Annotated in this window: 7 protein-coding genes and 1 pseudogene; all 8 read left to right on the forward strand. The window is 70.9% G+C overall.

Annotated elements, in window-relative coordinates; all coding sequences use genetic code 11:
- Positions 1–30: 30 nt before the first annotated feature.
- The 8 genes and pseudogenes from ACQEXA_RS56525 to ACQEXA_RS56560 all read left to right on the forward strand — a co-directional run bounded on the left by ACQEXA_RS56525 (position 31) and on the right by ACQEXA_RS56560 (position 23,478).
- Positions 31–8,820 (forward strand): amino acid adenylation domain-containing protein, encoded by an 8,790-nt coding sequence (locus ACQEXA_RS56525; RefSeq protein WP_433134211.1) that lies wholly within the window; start codon positions 31–33, stop codon positions 8,818–8,820.
- A 217-nt stretch (positions 8,821–9,037) separates the two neighbouring features.
- A complete protein-coding gene (locus tag ACQEXA_RS56530) occupies positions 9,038–9,535 on the forward strand; it encodes a helix-turn-helix domain-containing protein (protein ID WP_432920420.1) in 498 nt (165 codons plus the stop codon).
- Positions 9,532–10,059 (forward strand): transposase, encoded by a 528-nt coding sequence (locus ACQEXA_RS56535; RefSeq protein WP_432920417.1) that lies wholly within the window; start codon positions 9,532–9,534, stop codon positions 10,057–10,059. Before ACQEXA_RS56530 ends, ACQEXA_RS56535 begins: the two co-directional genes overlap by 4 nt.
- Positions 9,993–10,523, forward strand: a pseudogene (locus ACQEXA_RS56540) (phosphopantetheine-binding protein); the annotation flags it as partial. The gene ACQEXA_RS56535 and the pseudogene ACQEXA_RS56540, both read left to right, overlap by 67 nt.
- A 57-nt stretch (positions 10,524–10,580) precedes the next feature.
- On the forward strand, positions 10,581–14,936 hold the full coding sequence (locus ACQEXA_RS56545; protein WP_433134813.1) for an amino acid adenylation domain-containing protein: 4,356 nt from the start codon (positions 10,581–10,583) through the stop codon (positions 14,934–14,936).
- Positions 14,828–20,980: an amino acid adenylation domain-containing protein gene (locus ACQEXA_RS56550; RefSeq protein ID WP_433134814.1), complete on the forward strand. Its 6,153-nt coding sequence runs from the start codon at positions 14,828–14,830 to the stop codon at positions 20,978–20,980. Before ACQEXA_RS56545 ends, ACQEXA_RS56550 begins: the two co-directional genes overlap by 109 nt.
- A gap of 235 nt (positions 20,981–21,215) precedes the next feature.
- A complete protein-coding gene (locus tag ACQEXA_RS56555) occupies positions 21,216–22,247 on the forward strand; it encodes a thioesterase II family protein (RefSeq protein ID WP_433134213.1) in 1,032 nt (343 codons plus the stop codon).
- Between the two features lie 10 nt (positions 22,248–22,257).
- Entirely contained in the window at positions 22,258–23,478 is a 1,221-nt protein-coding gene (locus ACQEXA_RS56560) for an RNA-guided endonuclease InsQ/TnpB family protein (RefSeq protein ID WP_433134215.1), read from the forward strand.
- Positions 23,479–23,533 lie beyond the last annotated feature (55 nt).

Genomic DNA, 23,533 nt, shown 5'->3' on the forward strand with positions numbered 1-23,533 from the left:
TTGAGTTGCATGAACACGAGGGGCATGGAAATGCGTCCTGATGGGACACGAAAGCGTACGGGGCTGACTGCCGCTCAGGAGGGCGTGTGGCGCGCTGTGCAACTCGACCCTGGCAACCCCACGTTGAATGTCGCCTCCGTCGTCCGGATCGAGGGTCCGCTCCGGACCGACCTCGTCGAGTCGGCGGTCCGTCAAATGGCCTTGGAAGCGGAGTCCTGTCGGGTGCGCTTCGGTCATGACGACACCGGCGTGTGGCAGGAGGTGGTCGACGGCGACTCGGCGGTGCCTTGCACGGTCGTCGATCTCCGTGGGGAAAGCGACCCGGAGGCATCCGCCAAGGCCTGGATGCGCGCCGATCTGAGGCGGGTCATCGATCTCGAAGTCGAATCCCCCTTGCGCTTCGCTGTCTTCGCGGTGAGCAGCACCACGTCGCTGCTGTACGTTCGCGCCCACCACATCGTCGCGGACGCGTTCGCGGCGGACATGGGTTTGCAGCGCGTGGCCGAGATCTACTCGGCTCTCGCCGAGGGCAGAAGCCTTCCTGTCACCCCCTTCATGAGCCTCGAGGCCATCGTCGGCGCCGACACGGAGTACCGCTCCGGCGAGCGGTTCCGGCGGGACCGGGAGTTCTGGGCCGGACAATTGGCTGAGCGCCCCGACGTGGTGACGCTCGCGGGACGCACGGCGGAGGCATCGGACGGCCTGCTGCGGGAGTCGCGCCTGGTCGGCGCCGAGATCGGCGAGCCCCTCCGCCGGCTGGCGCGTGCATGCGGAGTCGGTTTCCCGGCGCTGCTGCTGGGTGCGGCAGCCGCGTTCCTGCACCGCGCTTCCCACTCCTCGGACCTGGTCCTCGGCTTCACGGTGGCAGCGCGAAAGGGCGGGACGCGCCGTGCCCTGACCATGACCTCGAATGAACTGCCGCTGCCCATGCGCCTGAACGCGCGCATGACCGTGCGGGACCTTGTCCGCCGGGCTTCGAGCCAGGCGCGGAACGTCCTGCAGCACCAGCACTACCGCTACGCGGACCTGTACCGGGACCTGAAGCTCTCCGGCACCGGGCAGTCGCTTTTCGGCCCGCTGGTGAACATCCTGCCGGAATCTGCACCGCTGCGGTTCGGGCCGTGCGCGGAGACAGCCCGCGAGGACCTGGCGCACGGCCAGGTGCGGGATGTGTCGATCACGGTCTTCGATCGTGCGGACAACCGGCTGCGAGTGGACCTGCACGCCAATACCGCGCTGTACACGGCCGAGCAGATTGCCGAGCACCACCGGAGGTTCGTCGCCCTGCTGGCGGACCTGGCGACCCTGCGCCCCGAGGACCCCGTCGCCCGTCTCGACATCGCCTCGGAAGGTGAGCGGAAGCAGACCCTTGACTGGGCCACCGGCCCCGTCCGGTCTGACGACGCCACCGCGACGCTCACGGAGTTGTTCGAGGCGCAGGTGGCGCGGACGCCTGATGCGAGGGCTGTGGTCTTCGAGGGCGCCGCGGTGTCGTACGCCGAACTGAACGCGCGGGCGAACCGGTTGGCGCGGGTGCTCGTGGCGCGGGGTGTGGGCCCGGAGAGCCGGGTCGGGGTGCTGATGGGGCGCTCGGTCGAGATGGTGGTCGCGCTGCTTGCCGTGGGGAAGGCGGGTGGTGCGTATGTGCCGATCGATCCTGAACTGCCGCCGGAGCGCATAGCCTACGTGCTGGATGACGCGTCTCCTTCACTGGTGGTCACGGATGCCGGTAGCCGTGATCGGGTGGGCGGCCACGATGCGCACGTGCCGGGGGAGGGGGCCGGCGTCCTGGTGCTCGACCATGCGTCGGGGCAAAGCCTGCCCGACACCGACCTTGTGGCTGCGGAGCGCGGGGGTGCGCTGCAGGGTGCGCACGCGGCGTACGTGATCTACACGTCGGGTTCGACGGGGCGGCCGAAGGGCGTGGTCGTTCCGCACGAGGGTGTGGTGAACCGGCTGGCGTGGATGCAGGGCGAGTACGCCATCGACGGGTCGGACCGGGTGCTGCAGAAGACACCGTTCGGCTTCGACGTGTCGGTGTGGGAGTTCTTCTGGCCGCTGATGCAGGGTGCGACACTGGTGGTGGCGCGGCCGGGTGGGCATCGGGACCCCCGCTACCTCGCCGAACTGATCCAGGCCGAGCGAGTGACGGTGGCGCACTTCGTGCCGTCGATGCTGGAGGTGTTCCTGCGCGAGCCGTCCGCGACGGGATGCACCGGGCTGCGAAGCGTGTTCTGCAGCGGCGAGGCGCTCGCCGGGGTGACGGCGGCACGGTTCCGCCGCGTCCTGGGAGCAACGCCGCTGCACAACCTGTACGGCCCCACCGAGGCGTCGGTGGATGTGACGGCGTGGCCATGCACCGAGCAGGACGGCGGGGCGGGGGTGCCGATCGGACGACCGGTGTGGAACACCCGGGCCTATGTGCTGGATGTCGCGCTGCGTCCGGTGCCGGCCGGCGTAGCCGGTGAGGTGTATCTGGCGGGCATCCAGCTGGCGCGGGGGTATCTGGGCCGCCCGGGACTGACTGCTGAGCGTTTCGTCGCCGATCCCTTCGGCGACGCCGGTGAACGCATGTACCGCACGGGCGACCTGGCCCGCTGGACCGAGGACGGCGTACTGGAGTACCTCGGCCGCACCGACGACCAGGTCAAGCTCCGCGGCTACCGGATCGAACTCTCCGAGGTCGAGGTGGCACTGACCTCCCTGCCCGGTGTCGGCCAGGCTGCCGCGCTGATACGCGAGGACACCCCCGGCGACCGGCGGCTTGTTGCCTATGTGACACCCGAGGCGGCCGGCGCCGCCGTGGACACCGTTGCGGTGCGAGCCGGGGCAGCCGGAGCACTGCCCGACTACATGGTGCCCGCAGCCATCGTGCCCATCGACACGCTGCCGTTGACCGCAAACGGCAAACTGGACCGCCGAAGCCTGCCGGCCCCCCTCCACGCGGCGGCGGACAGCTACCGGGCGCCGAGCACGTCCCGGGAGGAGCTCGTGTGCGCCACGTTCGCCGAGGTCCTCGGCGTGCCGCGAGTCGGCGTCGACGACAACTTCTTCCAGTTGGGCGGCGATTCGCTCCTCGCCGTGCGGCTGGTGGACCGTCTGCGGGCACGGGACGTCATCACGGACGTCCGTACCGTGTACGCATCGCCCACGGTGGCCCGGCTGGCCGCGCAGAGCGCTCCGGTGGCGCACACGCCACCGGCCGGCCACATCCCGCTCGACGCCATGGCCATCACCCCTGACATGGTGCCGCTGGCGGAGCTGACGGCCGCCGAACTCGCCCGGATCGCCACGCGTGTTCCGGGCGGTCCCGCCAACATCGCCGACATCTACCCCCTCACCGCGCTCCAGGAGGGCATTCTCTTCCACCACCTGCTGGAGTCGGACAGCGACCGCGACCCATACGTCATGCAGATGGTTCTCGGCTTCCCCTCGCGGGAGCAGGTCGACCGGTTCATGTCGGCGATGCAGCAGGTCGTGAGCCGTCACGACGTACTCCGGACCGCTGTCGTCTGGCAGGACCTGGACACGCCCGTGCAGGTCGTGCTCCGACACGCCGCCATCCCGGTGCACGAGATCGACCTCGGGGCCGGCGAGGACGTCGGAGCAGTGGAACAACTTCGCTCTGCATGCCCGCCCAGGGTGGACGTGACCCAGGCACCCATGCTTCACGCGCACATCGCGCAGGACCCCGCCGGCGCCCGCTGGCTCGCCCTCTTCCAGGTGCACCACCTGATCCAGGACCACACGACGCTGGACGTGCTCCTCGAGGAGGTCAGGGCATTCCTGGACGGCCGGACCGCGGAGCTGCCCGCCCCCCTGCCCTTCCGGGACTTCGTCTCACAGGCACGCGGCGGCCTGACCGTGGAGGAACACCGGCGCTATTTCTCGTCGCTGCTCGGCGACGTCAGCGAGCCCACGGCCCCCTTCGGGGTACTGGACACCCGCTCCGCCGGCGATGCGGCCGAGGCACGCCTGGCGCTCGCGCCCGAGCTCGCGCATGGCCTGCGGCAGCAGGCACGCGAGCTGGCGGTGAGTCCTGCTGCCGTCTTCCATGTGGCATGGGCACGGCTCGTCGCTGCCACCTCGGACCGCTCTGATGTGGCCTTCGGCACCGTCCTCCTCGGGCGGTTGAGCGGCGCTGCCGACTCCGGTCGGGTGCTCGGGCTGTCCATCAACACGCTTCCCGTGCGCGTCGACACCGGTGACGTGACCGTGGCCGACGCCGTCAGGAGCATGCAGAAGCAGCTCGGCGAGCTGATCGTCCACGAGCACGCCCCCCTGGCACTGGCTCAGCAGGCGAGTGGGGTGCCCGGCCAGACGCCCTTGTTCACCTCGCTGCTGAACTACCGGCACAGCCCCGATCCGGTGCCGACCGCGCGGCGGGCCGGTGAGGACATCGAACTGCTCGGCACGGAGGAGCGGACGAACTACCCGCTGAACCTCCTCGTCGACGACCTGGGCACCGAGTTCACCCTCACCGTCCAGGCAGTGCAGCCGATCGACCCCGCCCGGGTGGCCGCCATGGCCGAGACGGTCGTCACACAGCTGGTGGGCGCGCTGCGCCAGCGTCCGCACCTTCCCCTGAACACGGTGGATGTGCTGGGTGAGGAGGAGCGTCTGCGGGTGCTGGGTGTCTTCAACGACACGGCACGGGTGGCGCCCTCGGGCACGTTGCCGGAGTTGTTCCAGGCGCAGGTGGCCCGGACGCCTGATGCGACGGCCGTGGTCTTCGAGGGTGTGGCGGTGTCGTACGCCGAGCTCAACGCCCGGGCGAACCGGCTGGCGCGACTCTTGATCGACCGGGGCGTGGCAGTGGAGTCACGTGTCGCCGTGTGCATGACACGCTCGGCCGACCTCGTGGTGGCGTTGCTGGCCGTACTCAAGGCAGGCGCAGCCTACGTACCCGTCGATCCCGAACTGTCGGCCGACCGTGTCGGCTACCTGCTCGATGACGCACGCCCGTCCCTCGTTCTGGCCGACGCGGCGGGCCGGGCCCGCCTGGCCGGCCTGGCCACCGACCTTGCCGCGCGTGTGCAGGCGGTGACGGTGCAGACCGACGACCCCTGGAACACCGCTGTGTCGGCGACGCCGGACAGCGGGGACGACTCGGCTGCGGAGCGCGGGGGTGCGCTGCAGGGTGCGCACGCCGCATACGTGATCTACACATCCGGCTCCACCGGACGACCCAAGGGCGTCGTGGTCACCCACCAAGGCGTGGTGAACCGACTGGCGTGGATGCAGGGCGAATACCGCATCGACACATCGGACCGGGTCCTGCAGAAGACACCCTTCGGCTTCGACGTCTCGGTGTGGGAGTTCTTCTGGCCCCTGATCCAGGGCGCGACACTGGTGGTCGCACGGCCAGGAGGGCACCGTGACCCCCGCTACCTCGTCGAGCTGATCCGGACCGAGCAGGTCACGGTCACGCACTTCGTGCCGTCGATGCTCGAGGTGTTCCTGCGGGAACCGTCCGCAATGCAGTGCACCGGACTGCGCAACGTCTTCTGCAGCGGCGAAGCGCTGGGAACAGAAACAGCCCAGCGCTTCCGCGCGCTCCTCCAATCGGTGGCACTGCACAACCTCTACGGCCCCACCGAGGCCTCGGTCGATGTGACGGCATGGCTGAGCACCGACCACGACCAGGCGCCCGGAGTCCCGATCGGCCGACCGGTGTGGAACACCCACGTCTACGTGCTGGACGCAGCCCTGCGCCCGGCCCCGGTGGGCGTAGCCGGTGAGGTCTACCTCGCCGGCATCCAACTGGCACGCGGCTACCTCCGCCGTCCACGGCTGACCGCTGAACGTTTCGTTGCCAACCCCTTCGGCGACGCCGGTGAACGGATGTACCGCACCGGCGACCTGGCCCGCTGGACCGAGGACGGCGTACTGGAGTACCTCGGCCGCACCGACGACCAGGTCAAACTCCGCGGCTTCCGCATCGAACCCGGCGAGATCCAAACCGCGCTGGCGGCACTGCTCGACGTAGTGCCACGTTCTCTTTATCCGGAAGCGCCGCACCGACCACTGGAGGCAGGGATGACCGGACCGCTGCGTGAACGCGACGACGCGCACGCACTGCTCGCCTCCGAGGTCGAACGCGCCCGCGCCGGCAGCGGTCGCCTCGTCCTGCTGCGCGGGGCCACGGGCACCGGCCGCACAGCCGTCCTCGAGGCCGCCGCCGCGCACGCGTCCGACCGCGGCCTGCGGGTGCTGCGCGTGCGCTGTTCTCCTGAGGACACCGCCGTGCCCTTCTCCACGATCCGCCATCTCCTCGACCCCGTACCGCAGTTCACGGACCTGGCACCCCGCGGGGACGACCGCGCCAGCGCGGCCCGGCTGTGGCGGCTGATGCGCTCGTACGCGGCCGAGAGCCCGCTGATGGTGGCCGTGGACGACGTCCACCTCGCCGACGGCCCCTCGCGCTGCTGGCTCGTCGAGGCGGCCCGCCGCGTCGACCGGTCACCGCTCCTGCTGGTGGCCACCGAGCGCAGTCAGTACGACATCGGCCTCCAGCCGACCAGTCTCACGCACGCGCTGTCGCCGCACCTCGTCCGCACGCACACCCTCGCCCCCCTCACCCACGACGCATCGGCGGAGCTGGTCCGGGCCGCCCACCCCAGGGCCTCGGCGCAGTGGACGGTGGACTGCGTACGGGCCGGCGCGGGCAGCCCGCTGCTACTGCGCGCCCTGCTGGACGACCTGAGCGGCGCCCCGTGCCCGGCCGTGCCGCAGACGTGCGCGGCGCTGTATCCGGGGGCATACCCGGCGGCCGTCTCCTGGTGGCTGGACAGCGCCGGGCCCGCAACGGCCGCGGTGGCGCGGACGCTCGCGGCCCTGGAGGAGACCGGCGTCCAAGACACCGTCGACGCCCAACTGCTCACCGAGGCGTCCGGGGCCGACCCCGCCCGGGTGCCCGGCTGGCTCACCGCGATGATACGGCTCGGACTGCTGCGGCGGGACGCCGCGGGCCACCCCCGCTACGCGCATCCGCTGCTGCGGGACGCCGTGCTCACCGGCTGGCCGGTCGCCGAGCGCCAGGCCGTCCACCGAGCGACCGCGGAGGCGATGCTGCGCCGGGGCGACGGGATCGAGGCCGTGGCCGGGCAACTGCTGGGCAGTGGGGCCGTCGGTCTGCCCTGGGCGCTGGACGTGCTGCAGGACGCCGTGGCCGCCGCCTTGTGCGAGGCCCGCCCCCACGACGCCGTCGGCTATCTGCACCGGGCCCTGGACGAGCCGCTGCCGGACGACCTGCGGCAACGGCTACTGACCGAGCTGGGCTCCTTGGCGTATACCTGCAACGACGCTCCCTGGGGCATACCGCGCCTCGCCGAGGCACTGCGCCTGCCGACCGGGCCCCGCGACCGGGTGCGCACGGCCCTCGCCCTCGGCACGGCCCTGGCCGGCCAGGGCGAGACCCGGTCGGCCGTGGAGACGCTGCGGCGGCTCGAGGGCCAACTGATCGGGCACCCCGAACTGGCCCGCACCGTGCACACCGCCTCCGTGCTGCTGTCCGATCAGGACCAGACGGTCCGCCGGGATGCGTACCGGCGGCTGAGCGACACCGCCGAACGCTCCCCAGACCTTGTGGGCGCCACCGGACAGGCCCTGCTGGTGCGGTACGCGGCTGCGGCCGGGGCCAGTTCGGCACAGGCGGCGATGGCACGGCTGCGGGCGCTGCTGACGGAACCCGCCGACCCGCTGGCCGAGCCCTTCCTGCTGGGCACCGCCGCCGCCGTCGCCCAGTGGGCCGACGAACTGGACGAGGCGGAAAAGCTCGTGGAACGCGGCCTGGCCGGACAGCACCCCTTGCTGCTGCACCCGATGAAACAGGGTCTGCTGGACATCCGGGCCGACATCGCCGCCGCCCGCGCAGACTACCGCCGGCTCCTCGCCGACCACGAGGCCCGGCCCACCGCGGCGCATCGCACCGGGCCATCCAACGCGGATGCGCACGTCCTGGTCGCCCTCGTTGAGACCGGCCGCACCGAGCAGGCGGGGCGGTTCGCGGACAGCTTCGACCTGCGGGAGGCGCCCGATTCCCGGGAGCTGAACAGCTTCCTGTACGCGCGGGGCCTGCTGCGGTCCGCCCAGGGGGACGTCACGGGCGCTCTCCACGACTTCCTGGAATGCGGCCGCCGGCAGTCGGCCTGTGACGTGCTCAGCCCGGTCGTCACGCCGTGGCGGACCGCGGCCGCGGGGTGCCATCTGGCGCTGGGCAGCCTTCAGGAGGCGCTGACGCTGGCGCAGGAGGAGCTGCGGCTGGCCCGGGTGTGGAACACCCCGCGCACGGTGGGGCGGGCCCTGCAGGTCCTGGGCCGGGCGACCGGCGGCTGGCGCGGTCTGGAGCTGGCCGAAAAGGCCGTGGCCGTCCTGCGGGAGTCACCGGCCGATGTCGAACTGGCATCTGCGCTGCTCGCACAAGGGCAGCAGCTGACCGCCGCCGGGGAGCGGGCGCAGGGACGTGCATGCCTACGGGAGGCGGCCGAGCAGGCCGAACGGCTCGGCGCCCTACGGCTGCGGGCCCGCGCCGAGGAGGCACTGCGCGCGGGGGGCGCCCGCCGCTCCGCGGCCGCGCTCACCGGCTCCGCGGCGCTCACCGGCAGCGAGCGCCGCATCGCAGAACTCGCCGCCGACGGCCGCACGAACACCGAGATAGCCGACCTCCTGCACGTGGCCCGCCGCACCGTGGAGACCCACCTGACCAGCACCTACCGCAAGCTCGGCATACGGCGCAGGGCGGAGCTGCCAGCCGCGCTGGAAACGGAGGCCGAGGGGTCTACTGGCCCTCGAAGTCGAGACCGAGGCCGAGTGGCTTGACCTTCCTCTTGAGCGCAAGCCCGGGCGTTTACGCCCGGGTTAGCTCATCCTCAGCCCGGAGCCGCGTAGCGGCGGACCACGCTCCACTGCTGCCGCACGGTTGATTGTCAGCCGTATGCCCTAGTCTTCAACTGGCTTGTCAAGGGGCAGTCTGCAGGCCGTGGTGTCGGTTGCACCGTGTACGGATGCCGGGACTGTTGGGGGAACTTCAGCCCGCATGATCAGCCTCAGCTGGGCCGGGAAGCAGGTCACCGCCATCGCCGCCGAACTGGGTTGCCATCCCAAGACCGTGCGGGAGCGGCTGCACCGGTTCAACGCCGAGGGCATCGACGGGTTCGGCGACCGGCCGGTCCCCGGACGCCCGCGCCGGCTGACCGAGGCCGAGCGCTCGGTGATCATCGCTCTGGCCGAAAGTGACCCGCCCGGGCGCCCGGTGCCCGGTCCCGGCGGCGTCCTGAAGGCTGCCGACGAGGCCGGGCCGGGCGAGTGGACGCTGGATGCGCTCACCGAAGTCGCCCGCGAGCGGGGCATCGACGTCCACCGCAGCCAGGTGCGCCGGATCCTGCGGGCAGAGGGGGTGCACTGGCGGCACCCGCGGTCCTGGGCGCACAGCACCGATGCGGAGTTCGCCCCAAAAGGGCGCGGGTCGTCGGGCTGTACACCGACCCGCCGCCGCGCTCCACGGCGATCTGCGCGGACGAGCTCGGCCCGGTGATCCCGCGGACCTTCGCCCCCGCCCCAGGCTGGTCTCCCGGCGGGCACCGGATCAAGGCGCCGCTGGAATACTCCCGCGGGCGAGAGAAGACCCGGGTGTACGGGGCCCTGCGACCGGCGGACGGCCGGGAGGTGGCCCTCTGCGCGCCGTCCCGCAACACCGCCGGCTGGCTCCGGCTACTGCAGGAGATCGCCCGGGCCAACCCGCGCGGCCGGCTCTACGTGATCGCCGACAGCCTCTCCAGCCACACCAGCGGCCCCGTCCGCAGGTGGCTGCGGAAGCACCCGAGGGTCCATCAGGTCTTCATCCCCGTCGGCGCGTGCTGGCTGAACCTGGCCGAGGGCTGGTGGCGGCTGCTGCGCAAGGCCGCGCTGGCCGGGCAGACCTTCGCCGACCCCGGCGAGATCGCCTGCGCCGTGAGGGTGGCCACCGCCCAACTCAACACCCGTGCCCGCCCGTGGGTTTGGGGACGACCACCGCCACCGCACCGCCGACTGCGCCGGAAGTTCGCCTACCTGCTTTGAGGAACGCAGCAGTAGGCCAGACCGCAGTACTGGTACGCGAGGACACTCCCGGCGACCAACGCCTGGTCGCCTACGTGACACCCGACAGCGACGGCGCCGACCCGGACCCCGAGAAGCTGCGCGCCGCACTGAGCAACGTCCTGCCCGAGTACATGGTCCCGACCGCGGTCGTGACCCTGCAGAACCTGCCGGTCACCGTCAACGGCAAGCTCGACCGCCGCGCCCTTCCCGCGCCCGAATACACCACCGCACAGGCCTACCAAGCCCCTCGAACAGCCCGCGAAGAACTCCTCTGCACCGTATTCGCCGAAACCCTCGGTCTACCGAAGGTCGGCATCGACGACAACTTCTTCGAACTCGGCGGCCATTCACTCCTGGCCACACGCCTGGTCGGCCGGATCAGGTCGGCTCTTGACGCGGATGTCCCGCTCCGCGACCTGTTCGAGGCGCCGAGCGTGCGCCGGCTCGCCGCGGTGCTGCACGACGGGTTCGCAGCTCCGGACCGGCCGGTGCTGGCGTCGGTGGCCCGGACCGGAGCGGTACCCCTCTCCTTCGCACAGCAGCGCCTGTGGTTCCTGCACGAACTCGAAGGCCCGTCGGCCACTTGGAACATCCCGATGTTCGTACGCCTGACCGGGCCCCTGGATCCTGCGGCCATGGCAGCGGCGCTGCACGACGTGGCGGAGCGGCACCACGTCCTGCGGACCGTGATCCGTACTGTCGACGGACAGCCCGTCCAGCACCTCGTCGCAGCGGATGACCTCCGCTTCGAATTGCCCGTCGCGGATGTGACGCAGCAAGGACTGCCGGAGGCGCTGTCCCGTGTCGCACGCCGGTCCTTCGACCTCGCGCTCGACATACCGTTCCACGCCCAGCTGTTCAGGCTGGCGCCGCGGGAACATGTGCTGGCCCTGGTCGTCCATCACATCGCAGCGGACGGATGGTCGCTGAACCCGCTCGCCGAGGACCTCTCCCGATCCTATGCAGCGCGCCGGCGGGGCCGGAGGCCCGCATGGGCCGAACTGCCCGTCCAGTATGCCGACTACACGTTGTGGCAGCGGGCCTGGCTGGCTGGGGACGAGGCCGAGGCCGAGGCCGGTGCGCTGGGCGACCAGCTCGCCTACTGGCGGCGTGCCCTCGCGGGCCTGCCGGAAGAGCTCGCCCTGCCCACCGACCGCAGGCGGCCGGCCCGCACGAGCCACCGCGGAGCCGTCGCTGCCATCGGGATAGACGCGGACCTCCACGGACGCCTCGCGGAGCTCGCCCGCGAGCACGGCGTCACGATGTTCATGGTGCTCCAGACCGCGCTCGCCGCCACGCTCTCCCGCCTCGGCGCCGGAGACGACATCCCCGTCGGGTCGCCCGTCGCGGGACGCGCCGAGGAGGCGCTCAGCGGCCTGGTCGGGTTCTTCGTCAACACCCTGGTGATCCGCACCGATCTTTCGGGCGACCCCAGCTTCGCCGAGTTGCTGGCACGAGTACGGGAGGCCTGCCTCGGCGCCTACGCGCACCAGGACCTGCCTTTCGAGCGTCTGGTGGAAGACCTCTCCCCGGCCAGGTCGATGGCCCGGCATCCCCTGTTCCAGGTCGTGCTTGCCCTGCAGAACAACGCTGCTCCGGTACTGGAGCTGACGGACCTCGACGCCGAGGTGATCCAACCCTCGGGGCTCCCGGCCCGGTTCGACCTGGACTTCCAGTTCGCTGAGAGGTTCGGCCCCGACGGCACGCCGGCGGGAATCACCGCAGGTGTCACCTACGCCCTCGACCTCTTCGACCGGGAGACCGCCGAGAGCAACGCGGAGCGGCTGGTCAGGGTCCTCGCCGCGATGGCCGACGACCCGGCGGCGAGGCTGCGCCAGGTGGACGTGCTCAGCGACGGCGAGCGCCGGCAGCTGCTGGGCGCCTCCGACGGCATCGTCCCCCCGGTCCCCGTCGCCACCCTGTCCGAACTGTTCGAGGCACAGGCGGCGCGGACCCCCGACGCGACCGCGGTGACCTTCGAGGGCAGCCACATGTCCTACGAGGAACTCAACGCGCGTGCCAATCGGCTGGCACGCCTCCTGGTCAGCCGCGGCGTGGGGCCCGAGACACTGGTCGGGGTGCTCATGGAGCGTTCCGCCGAGCTGGTCGTCACGCTGCTCGCGGTCCTCAAGGCTGGCGGTGCCTACCTGCCCCTCGACCCCAGTTATCCGGCGGACCGGATCGACTACCTGCTGACCGACGCGCGGCCGTCCCTCGTCCTCACGGTCCAGGCACTCCAGGACACCCTCCCCGAGACCGTCTCCTGGCTCGTCGTCGACGCCCCCGGGACGACGGACAGGCTGGCGGGCTACGGCGATCAGGACGTTGCCGGTGCGGAGCGCAACGCGGTACTGCTGCCCGCGCATCCGGCATACGTCATCTACACCTCCGGCTCCACCGGCCGGCCCAAGGGCGTCGTGGTGCCCCACCACGGAGTTGTCCGGCTCTTCGGAGCCACCCGGCACCTCTTCGGGTTCGGCGCCCGCGACGTGTGGACGTGGTTCCACTCCTTCGCCTTCGACTTCTCCGTGTGGGAGCTGTGGGGGGCGTTGCTGCACGGCGGCCGGCTGGTGGTCGTTCCGTTCGGCACGTCCCGTTCGCCGGAGGACTTCCTCGAGCTCCTGGTGAGGGAACGGGTGACGGTGCTCAACCAGACCCCCTCGGCCTTCTACCAGTTGATGCAGGCCGAGTCCGCCACCGGCCACGGCGCGGGACTGGCGCTGCGGTTCGTGGTGTTCGGTGGTGAGGCACTGGACCTCGGCCGGCTGCGTGAGTGGTACGAGCAGCACCTCGACGGACCGGTTCTCGTCAACATGTACGGCATCACCGAGACCACGGTGCACGTGAGCCACATGGCTCTCGACCCGGCGGCCGCGGCCAGGGAGACGGTGGGATCGGATGTCGGACGCGGAATCCCGGACCTGCGCGTTCACGTCCTCGACCACGACCTGCGACCGGTGCCGCCCGGCACCCGGGGCGAGATGTACGTGGCCGGACCCGGCCTGGCCCGCGGCTACCTGAACCGGCCTGGGCTGACAGCGGAGCGATTCGTGGCCGACCCCTTCGGCCCGGCCGGATCGCGTATGTACCGTACCGGCGACCTGGCCCGATGGGACGCCAGGGGGAACCTCGAATACCTGGGCCGTGCCGACTCCCAGGTCAAGATCCGCGGCTTCCGGATCGAACCGGGCGAGATCGAGGCGTCACTGCTCTCGCATCCCTCGGTCGCGCAGGCCGCGGTCGTGGTACGGGAGGACACGCCAGGAGACCGGCGCCTGGTGGGCTACGTGACGCCCGCGACCAACGGGTCGCCTGTCGACCCGGTTGTGCTCAGGGCTCATGTGGGTGACCAGGTGCCCGACTACATGGTCCCGGCGGCCGTCGTGTCGCTGGACGCGTTGCCGCTGACCGTCAACGGCAAGCTCGACGCCAGGGCGCTCCCGGCGCCCGAGTACGCCACCTCGGAGTCCTACCGCGCGCCGCGCACGGCCCGGGAGGAGCTCGTGTGCGCGGTTTTCGCCGAGGTCCTGGGTCTGCCAGGGGTCGGTGCCGACGACAACTTCTTCGAACTCGGCGGCCACTCGCTCCTGGCGGTCACCCTGGTGGAGCGACTGCGCACCCGTGGCGTACCCGCAGACGTGAGGACCCTGTTCTCCGCTCCGACGCCCGCCTCGATGGCGTCGTCGCTGGGCGAGGCCGTCGTCGAGGTGCCGGAGAGCCGCATTCCGGCCGGCGCCGCATCCATCGCTCCGGAGATGCTGCCCCTGGTCGACCTCAGCCAGGACCAGATCGACGGGATCGTCGCCGGAATCCCCGGCGGCGCCGCCAACGTCGCGGACGTCTATCCTTTGGCACCGCTCCAGTCCGGCATCCTGTTCCACCACCTGATGCACGCCGGCGAGGACCGTGACGTCTACGTCCTGCGCACCGCGTGGGAATTCGAGACACGGGAGCGGCTCGACGCGTTCCTCGGCGCCCTGCAGGGCGTGGTCGACCGCCACGACATCCTCCGGACCGCCTTCGTCTGGGAGGGGCTCGGCGAACCTCTGCAGGTCGTACTGCGCCGCGCCGCTGTCCCGATGGAGGAAGTGCCGGCGAGCGGACTCAGCCGCCCGGCGGCCACCGAGCGGCTTCTCGCCGCCTTTGCCCCGCGGATGGACCTGACGCGGGCCCCGCTCGTACGTATGGCCGCCAGCCAGGCGGAGGACGGCGGCTGGGTTGCCGTGCTCGCCGTCCACCACCTGATCCAGGACCACGCGAGTCTCGACGTGCTCCTCGGTGAGACGCGGGCACTCCTGCAGGGCCGACCTGACCTGCTTTCGGCCCCGTTGCCGTTCCGGAACCATGTGGCGCAGGCAAGGCTCGGAACGTCCGACACGGAACACAAGGCCTTCTTCGCCCGCATGCTGGCAGACGTCGAGGAGCCGACCGCGCCGTACGACATCCTCGACGTCGACGGCGACGGCACCCGCGTCGCGGAGGTGACGGCCTCGCTCGACGCGGGGCTCGCCGACCAGGTCAGGCAGGCGGCGAGGCGGCTCGGCACCAGTGCCGCAACCGTCTTCCACGTCGTCTGGGCACGGGTGGTGGGCGCGCTCACCAACCGCGACGACGTGGTGTTCGGAACCGTCCTCCTCGGGCGCATGAGCGGCGCCGCCGGCTCGGACCGCGTTCCGGGACTGTTCATCAACACACTGCCGGTGCGGCCGAGGTCGGCACCATCGACGTGGCAGAGGCGATCGCCGGCATGCGGGAGCAGCTGGCAGGTCTGCTCGTCCACGAGCACGCGCCACTGGCGCTGGCGCAGCAGGCGAGCGGCGTGCCGGCCCGGACACCGCTGTTCACCTCGCTGCTGAACTACCGGCACAGCCCCGAGCCGGCGGCGGTTCTCGGCGCCGGTCCTGCGGGCATCAGCTACCGCGGCGGCGAGGAACGGACCAACTATCCGCTGAACCTCATGGTCGACGACCTGGGAACCGGGTTCGCCCTCACCGTCCAGGCAGTGGAGCCGATCGACGCGTCCGAGGTGGCCCGCATGATCGCCACCGCGACGCGCAACGTGGTGGACGCGCTGCGCGGCGGCACCCGCGTCGCGTTGGGCCGGGTCGACGTGCTGGGTGACGCGGAGCGCCTGCGGGTACTGGGCACCTTCAACGACACGGCCCGGGAGGTGCCGGCCGGCACGTTGCCGGAGTTGTTCGAGGCGCAGGTGGCGCGGACGCCCGAGGCGACTGCCGTGGTGTGCGACGGTGTCGCGGTGTCGTACGCGGAGTTGAACGCGCGGGCGAACCGGTTGGCGCGGCTGCTCGTGGAGCGCGGCGTGGGCCTGGAGAGCCGGGTCGGGGTGCTGATGCGGCGGTCCGTCGACCTGGTGGTCACGCTGCTTGCCGTGGTGAAGGCGGGGGGCGCCTATGTGCCGATCGATCCCGAGCTGCCCGCGGAGCGGATCGCCTACCTGCTGGTTGATGCACGTCCTTCGCTGGTCGTCGCGGATGCCGGAAGCCAGGCCGCAGCGCCGGCCGAGGGCGTTGATGTCCTGGTGCTCGACGGCACGCCGGAGGCGGGCCGGGCCGATACGGATCTGGTGGCTGCGGAGCGCGGCGGCGTGCTGCAGGGCTCGCATCCGGCGTACGTGATCTACACGTCGGGTTCGACGGGGCGGCCGAAGAGTGTGGTCGTTCCGCACGAGGGTGTGGTGAACCGGCTGGAGTGGATGCAGGGCGAGTACCCCATCGACGCCATGGACCGGGTGCTGCAGAAGACACCGTTCGGCTTCGACGTGTCGGTGTGGGAGTTCTTCTGGCCGCTGCTCCAGGGAGCCGCACTGGTCGTGGCCCGGCCGGGTGGCCACCGCGACCCGCGCTACCTCGCCGAACTGATCCGCGACGAACGGATCACCGTCACGCACTTCGTACCCTCCATGCTCGAGGTCTTCCTGCGCGAGCCGGCCGCAGCCCACTGCACCGGACTGCGGAACGTCTTTTGCAGCGGCGAGGCACTGGGCACCGAGACGGCGCAGCGCTTCCGTGCAGTGCTGGCACCGGTGGCCCTGCACAACCTGTACGGCCCCACCGAGGCCTCGGTCGATGTGACCGCGTACTCGCCGGTGGGTCCGCTGCCCGGAGCGGGCGTGCCGATCGGACGTCCGGTGTGGAACACCCGGGTCTACGTGCTCGATGCGGCCCTGCGCCCGGTGCCGACGGGTGTGGCCGGCGAGGTGTATCTCGCCGGTGTGCAGCTGGCCCGGGGCTACCTGGACCGGCCCGGCCTGACGGCCGAGCGCTTCGTCGCCGACCCCTTCGGCGGCGACGGCGAACGCATGTACCGCACCGGGGACCTGGCCCGCTGGACCGGGGACGGCGTGCTGGAGTACTTCGGCCGCACCGACGACCAGGTCAAACTCCGCGGCTTCCGGATCGAACTGGGCGAGATCCGGACGGCACTGGCCGCACTGCCCGGCGTCGGGCAGGCCGGGGTGGTGGTGCGCGAGGACGCTCCGGGGGACAGGCGCCTGGTCGGTTACGTCACGCCGAACGACCACGGCACGGCCGTGGATCCCGTCGGACTGCGCGCCGCGCTGGGCGACGTCCTGCCCGAGTACATGGTGCCGGCCGCGGTGCTGGCCCTGGAGAGCCTGCCGGTGACGGTCAACGGCAAGCTGGACCGCCGGGCGCTGCCCGCCCCGGAGTACGCCACGGCCGCAGGCCACCGCGCACCGCGCACCGCCCGTGAAGAGATCCTGTGCGCCGTCTTCGCCGAAACCCTCGGCCTGCCCGAGGTCGGCATCGACGACAACTTCTTCGAACTCGGCGGCCACTCGCTCCTGGCCATCACCGTGGTGGAGCAGCTCCGCGCCAGGGACCTGCAGGTCGACGTGCGGAAGCTGTTCGCCACGCCGACTCCGGCACTGCTGGCCACCGCACTGGACGAGCTCAAGGTCGTTGTTCCGCCCAACCTCATTCCAGCGGACGCCCGGTCGATCACGCCGTCGATGCTCACGCTGGTGACCCTCACTCCCGACGAGATCGACCAGGTGGTGTCCCAGGTCCCCGGCGGGGCGGCGAACATCGCGGACATCTATCCGCTCGCGCCGCTGCAGAGCGGGATCCTCTTCCACCACCTGCTGGACTCGGACGGTGACCGGGACCCCTATGTGCTGTCCGGGGTGTGGGAGTTCGACAACCGAGACCGGCTGGACCGTTTCCTGGCCGCACTGCAGCGCGTGGTGGACCGCCACGACATTCTGCGTACCGCGTTCGTGTGGCAGGGCCTCGGCGAACCGGTGCAGGTGGTCCTGCGCCAGGCCACCGTCCCCGTTCACCTGCTGGACCGGGACCCGCGAGCCGGCGAGCGGGATTTCGGCACCGCCGAGGCAGTGGCCCGACTCCTGGCTGTGTGCCCGACCGGGATGGATCTCGCACGGGCGCCTCTGCTGCGGGTGGCGATGACGCAGGCCCCCGACGCCGGCCGCTGGCTGGCCGCCGTGCAGGTGCACCACCTGGTTCAGGACCACACCAGCGTCGACATCCTCGCGGAGGAGGTCCTGGCGTTCATGGGGGACCGGGTGTCCGACCTTCCGGATCCGCTGCCGTACCGCGACTTCGTCGCGCAGACCGTACGGGACGGCAGTGACGCGGAGCACGAGCGCCATTTCGCGCGGCTGCTGGGCGATGTGACGGAGCCGACGGCACCGTACGAGATCTTCGACGTGCGAGGGGACGGTGCCGCCGTGACGGAGGTCACCGTGTCCCTGGAGGAGGGTGTCGCCGCGCAGGTGAGGGAACGGGCACGTGCGCTCGGAGTGAGCTCCGCCACCATGTTCCACGCCGTCTGGGCACGGGTCCTTGCGTCGCTCACCGGACGCGACGACGTGGTGTTCGGCACGGTGCTGTTCGGACGGATGCAGGCCGGGGCCGGTGCGGACCGGGTGCCCGGGCTCTTCATCAACACCCTGCCCGTGCGCGTGAACGCCGGTACGACCCGCGTCGCGGACCTGCTCAGCAGGGTGCAGGAGCAGCTCGGCGACCTGCTGTTGCACGAGCACGCACCGCTGGCGGTGGCACAGCGGACGAGCGGGGTCCCCCCGCAGACGCCGCTGTTCACGACCTTGCTGAACTACCGGCACAGCAGTGGGACGACCGCGGACCGGAGCCGCGGTCCCGCCTTCGCCGGGATCCGGTTCCTCGGCGGCGAGGAGCGGAGCAACTACCCGCTGGGTGTCTCCGTCGACGACTCGGGCACGGGATTCTCCCTGACCGTCCAGGCCGTGCACCCGATCGACCCGCGTGCCGTGGCCGCCCTGGTCCAGAGCACGGCGGCCAGTCTGGTGGCAGCACTCGAGCAGCAACCGCACCTCCCCTTCAACCAGGTCGGTGTCCTGGGTGAGGCGGAGCGCCACCGGGTGCTGTCCGACTTCAACGGCACGGCCCGCGCCGGCATCGCACCCGCCACCCTGCCCGAGCTGTTCGAGGCGCAGGCGGCCCTGGCGCCGGATGCGGTGGCCGTGGTGTCCGGGGACGGGGAGGTGACGTACGGCGAGCTGAACGCGCGGGCCAACCGGCTGGCGCGGCTGTTGGTGAGTCGGGGCGTGGGCCCCGAGTCGCTGGTCGGCGTGCTCCTCGAGCGCTCGGTCGAGCTGATCGTGGCCGTCCTGGCCGTCCAGAAGGCCGGTGCAGCCTATGTGCCCGTCGATCCCGGGTATCCGTCGGATCGCATCGAGTACCTGCTCGCCGACGCCGGGCCCGCTCTGGTCCTGACCGTCTCCACCCTGCACCACCTGCTTCCCGAGGGCACCGCGGTGGTCCGGACCGACAGCCCGGAGACTCAGGTGCACCTTCGGGGCCACGGCACCGGCAACCTGTCGCCGACCGAGCGTCGGGGCGTGGTGCTGCCCGGACAGGCGGCGTACGTGATCTTCACGTCCGGGTCGACGGGACGTCCGAAGGGCGTCGTGGTGTCGCACACCGGCCTCGCCGCACTGGGTGCGGCCCTGAGGGAGTCGCTGCAGGTGGGTCCGGGCGACCGGGTACTGCAGTGGGCTTCCCCGAGTTTCGACGCGTCCGTGTGGGAACTGGTGATGACGTTGAGCAGTGGGGCGGCTCTGGTCATCGGCTCGGACGACGAGCGGCTTCCCGGGCCCGAGATGCACGACCTGCTTATCAGGGCCGAGGTCACCCACATGGCGGCGCCGCCCTCCGTGCTGAGTCTCCTCGGACCGGAACAGCTGACGTCACTGAAGACCGCGGTCTCGGCGGGCGAGGCGCTGCTGCCGGAGCTGATCTCCCGTTGGGGTGAGGGTCGCAGGTTCGTGAACGCCTACGGGCCCACCGAGTCCACGGTGTGTGCGACGGTCTCGGAGCCGCTTTCGGGTGTGGTGGCGGGTGGGGTGCACATCGGCCGGCCGATTGTGGGCACCCGGGTGTACATCCTGGACGGATCGCTGTCGCCGGTGCCGGTGGGGGTGACCGGGGAGTTGTACCTTGCCGGTGCCGGACTGGCCCGCGGGTACCTGGGGCGGGCAGGTCTGACGGCGGAGCGTTTCACTGCCGACCCGTTCGGTCCGGCCGGCTCGCGCATGTACCGGACCGGGGACACCGCCCGCTGGACCGCGGAAGGCAACGTCCAGTTCATCGGACGCGCGGACAACCAGGTGAAGATCCGCGGGTTCCGCATCGAGCTCGGCGAGGTGGAGACCACGCTGCAGTCCTTGCCCGGGGTCGCCCGAGCCGTGGTCCTCGCCCGGGAGGAAGGCGCCGGCGACCGGCGTCTGGTCGGTTACGTCACCTCCGCCGAGGGGGCGGTGGTCGACCCGGCGGAGCTCAGGGCCCTGGCGGGTCGGGTCCTGCCGGACTACATGGTCCCGGCAGCCGTCGTCACCCTGGACACGCTGCCGCTGACCGCCAACGGCAAGGTCGACCATCGTGCCCTGCCGGCACCGGTGTACGCGGCCGACGACGCCTACCGGGCACCCGCCACCGTGCAGGAGCAGATCCTGTGCGCCGTGTTCGCCCAGGTTCTGGGGGTCGACCGGGTCGGGGTCGACGACAACTTCTTCGAACTCGGCGGCCACTCCCTGCTCGCCACCCGCCTGGTCGGTCAGATCCGTACCGCCCTGGGCACGGACGTCCCCGTCCGCACCGTCTTCGAGGCCCCCACCGTCAGCCGACTCGCCGACCGCCTGGGACAGCCGCGTCCGAACGAGAACGACATGGGCGTCCTGCTGCCGATTCGCCCGGCACCCGGACCCGACGCCTGGTTCTGCATCCACCCGATCACCGGACTGGGATGGTGCTATGCGCCGTTGGCAGCACACATGCCCTCCGGGACCGCCGTGTACGCCCTCCAGGCGCGAGGCATGGACGGTGACGGGGAGCTGCCCTCTTCCGTGCCCGACATGGCTGCGGACTACGTGCGGCAGGTGCGGACCGTTCAGGAACATGGCCCGTACCGCCTGCTCGGGTACTCCCTAGGCGGCATCGTCGCGCAGGAGATGGCGGTTCAGTTGCAGGCCGCGGGAGAGGAGGCCCTGGTGGTGATGATGGACTCCTATCCGCCGTCCCCGGCTCCCGGCGCCGAGCCCGACTGGTATGCGGAACTGTCGGCCGAGCCGGCTGCCGCGGGATTTTCCGAGGAGGAGATCCGGCGAGCCGCCAAGGTTGCTGCCAACAGTCACCGGCTGATCCGGGAGCACAAGCCTCGAGAGCTTCGGGGTGACCTGTACTTCCTGTCGGCTGCGGAAGGCGGCACCGCGGGGCTGAGCGCCCGGATCTGGGAGCCCCTGGTCTCGGGGCACATCGTCGAGTCCGAACTGGCTTGCAATCACGAGGAGATGGTCCGCCCCGACATGCTCGGTGAGGCCTGGCGCCGCATCGTGGAACTGACCGGAGAGGAGCCGGCCTAGTCGGCCTCGATCCCGGCGGCGGCCGTCCTTCCATCGGAGCACTGCCGCCGCCGGCCCGGTAAGTATTCTGATCAAAAATCCCATCCCGGCCCCTGCCGGAAACCTCGAACGGGTGCAGATCCTTTGAGTGGACGTCCCACGTTGCCGGCCTGCTGTGCTGAAAAAAGGGCCTGCTCATGGACGTGGAACCCTCATCGGATCTGCACCCAACCCCCGTTCGCCAAGGTCATGCGGCATGTCCGTGCTCGTGGAGCATGTCGCCCAGTCGATCCCCGCCTGGGCGGGCCCGGCGTCGCACTCGTCGACGGAGGATCGGCGGTGTGGCGATGACGACAGAAAAGGAGCCGTGGTGCTCAGCGGTACGTACGGAACGTCGGCCTCCCGATGGTTTCGGTTGATACGAGGTTGTCAGGCGCCCCGCGTCCGCCTCGTCTGCTTCCCTCACGCGGGGGGTGCGGCCAGTTTCTTCCGCTCCTGGGCCGGACTGGTGCCTGACGACGTGGAACTTTTGGCAGTGCGGTATCCGGGACGGGAAGACCGCCTCCTCGAGGCCCCCGCGGAATGTATGGAGGAGCTGGTGGACCCGCTCGCGGAGGCCTGCGCCGCCCTTGTGGGCAGCCCGCTGGCACTCTTCGGCCACAGCATGGGCGCTTCCGTGGCCTTCGAGGTCGCAGTCAGACTGGCGGCGACCTCCGGCGGCGTCCGGCCCGAGGCCTTGTTCCTCTCCGGCAGGTCGGGACCGGGTGCGGCCCGTCCCCGGGGGCTCGCCGACGCGAGCGACGAGGAACTGATCAAGGATTTGGTTGCCATGAGTGGCACGAACACGCAGGTCTTGGCCAACCCGGAGCTGCGCGAGCTGCTGCTTCCGGCAGTGCGGGCCGACTACCGTCTCGTGGAGCGTTATGCGGCGGCGGTCCGGGGGCCGGTCCTGGACATCCCCGTCTTCGCCTACTACGGGGATCAGGACGACCACGTGGATGCGGACTCGGTGAACACCTGGTCAGCGGTGACCGGGTCGACATTCGCCGTACGTTCCTTCCCCGGCGGGCACTTTTACCTTGAGCACCATGCGGCGTCACTGGTGGCTGACGTGTTCACCGGCTTTCTCCGAGGATGCCCCGGCCTTCAGGCCGGGGAGGAATCGGACTCCTGCGGAGCAGGGCAGGGACAGCCGGATCGCCGTCAGGGCGATCCGGCGTCCACCCCGCACGGCCGTGATGCCGCCCACAATGGTCAAGAACTCTCAACTGTCAGTCCTCCCGGGTAGGTTCGGATGCATGACGACAGAAGCGACCACGAAGGACACCGGGCATGCCCGGTACACCTTCCGTGTACGCCTGTCGAAGACAGCCCGGCGCGCACTCGAAGCCGAGTGGGATCGCTGCCGCTGGATCTGGAACGAATGCGTGGCCAAGTCCCGGCAGGCCCACGCGCAGAGCAGAGCGGGCGGCGAGAAGTTGACGTGTGGTCCGGCGCAGCTGGACAGGATGCTGACCGACGCCCGCGGGGTGACAGCGTGGCTGGCTGAGGGCGCGAGCGTGCCGCAGCAGCAGGTGATCCGGGAGTTCGCCAGGTCGCGGGCGAAGGCGTTGAAGGACGTCAAGGACGGGCTTGCGCAGCACCGCCGGGCGGGGATGCCCCGCTTCAAGCGCAAGCGGGAGGCCAGGCCGAGCCTGAACTACACCCGGCGCGGCTTCCGTCTGAAGGACGGTCGTCTGCACCTTGCGGGCCAGATCGTGCTGAGCGTGGTGTGGTCGCGGGCTCTTCCGGCCGACCCGTCGAGCGTGCGCGTGTACCAGGACACGCTCGGACATTGGTACGCCTCCTTCGTCGCCCCGGCCCAGGTCGAGCCGCTTGTGGAGACCGGCCACGTCCTGGGCGTGGACTGGGGTGTGAAGGAGACCGCGACCACCACGGATGACGCCTACGACCTTCCGCATGCCGAACACGGCAAGCGGTCCGCTCAGCGGCTCGCGAAGTACCAGCGGATGATGGCCCGGCGCCGGCGACCGAAAGGACAGCGTGCATCCACCGGCTACCGGAAGGCGCAGGCACAGGCAGCGAAGCTGCACAGGAAGATCGCGCGGCAGCGTGAGGACACCGGCCGCAAGTGGGCCAAGGCCGTCATGCGCGATCATGACGGAGTGGCGGTGGAGGACTTCAGGCCGAAGTTCCTCGCGAAGACCACCATGGCCCGCAAGGCGGCCGACGCGGCCATCGCGGCGACGAAGCGTGCCCTGATCGAGATGGGCCGCAAGCACGCACGGGACGTCCGTCTGGTGCACCCGGCGCACACCACGATGGACTGCGCAACGTGCGGGGCGAGAACCAAGCACGCACTCCCTCTCTCGATGAGAACGTATGCCTGCACGGTGTGCGGAGCCGTGTCCCCCAGGGACAAGAACTCCGCCCGCGTGATGCTGGTCCGGGCAGGTTGGAACCCGGACGGTGTCGAGGGCGTAAGACCACATGAGCCGCTGGACCAAGAGGCGGCCTGAGCCGTACATCCCCGCTCAACCCTGGAGGGTGGAGAATCCCCTCCCTTCAGGGAGG

Origin of the sequence: Streptomyces sp. CA-106110, from assembly GCF_050936285.1 — a bacterium.
Taxonomy (GTDB): domain Bacteria; phylum Actinomycetota; class Actinomycetes; order Streptomycetales; family Streptomycetaceae; genus Streptomyces.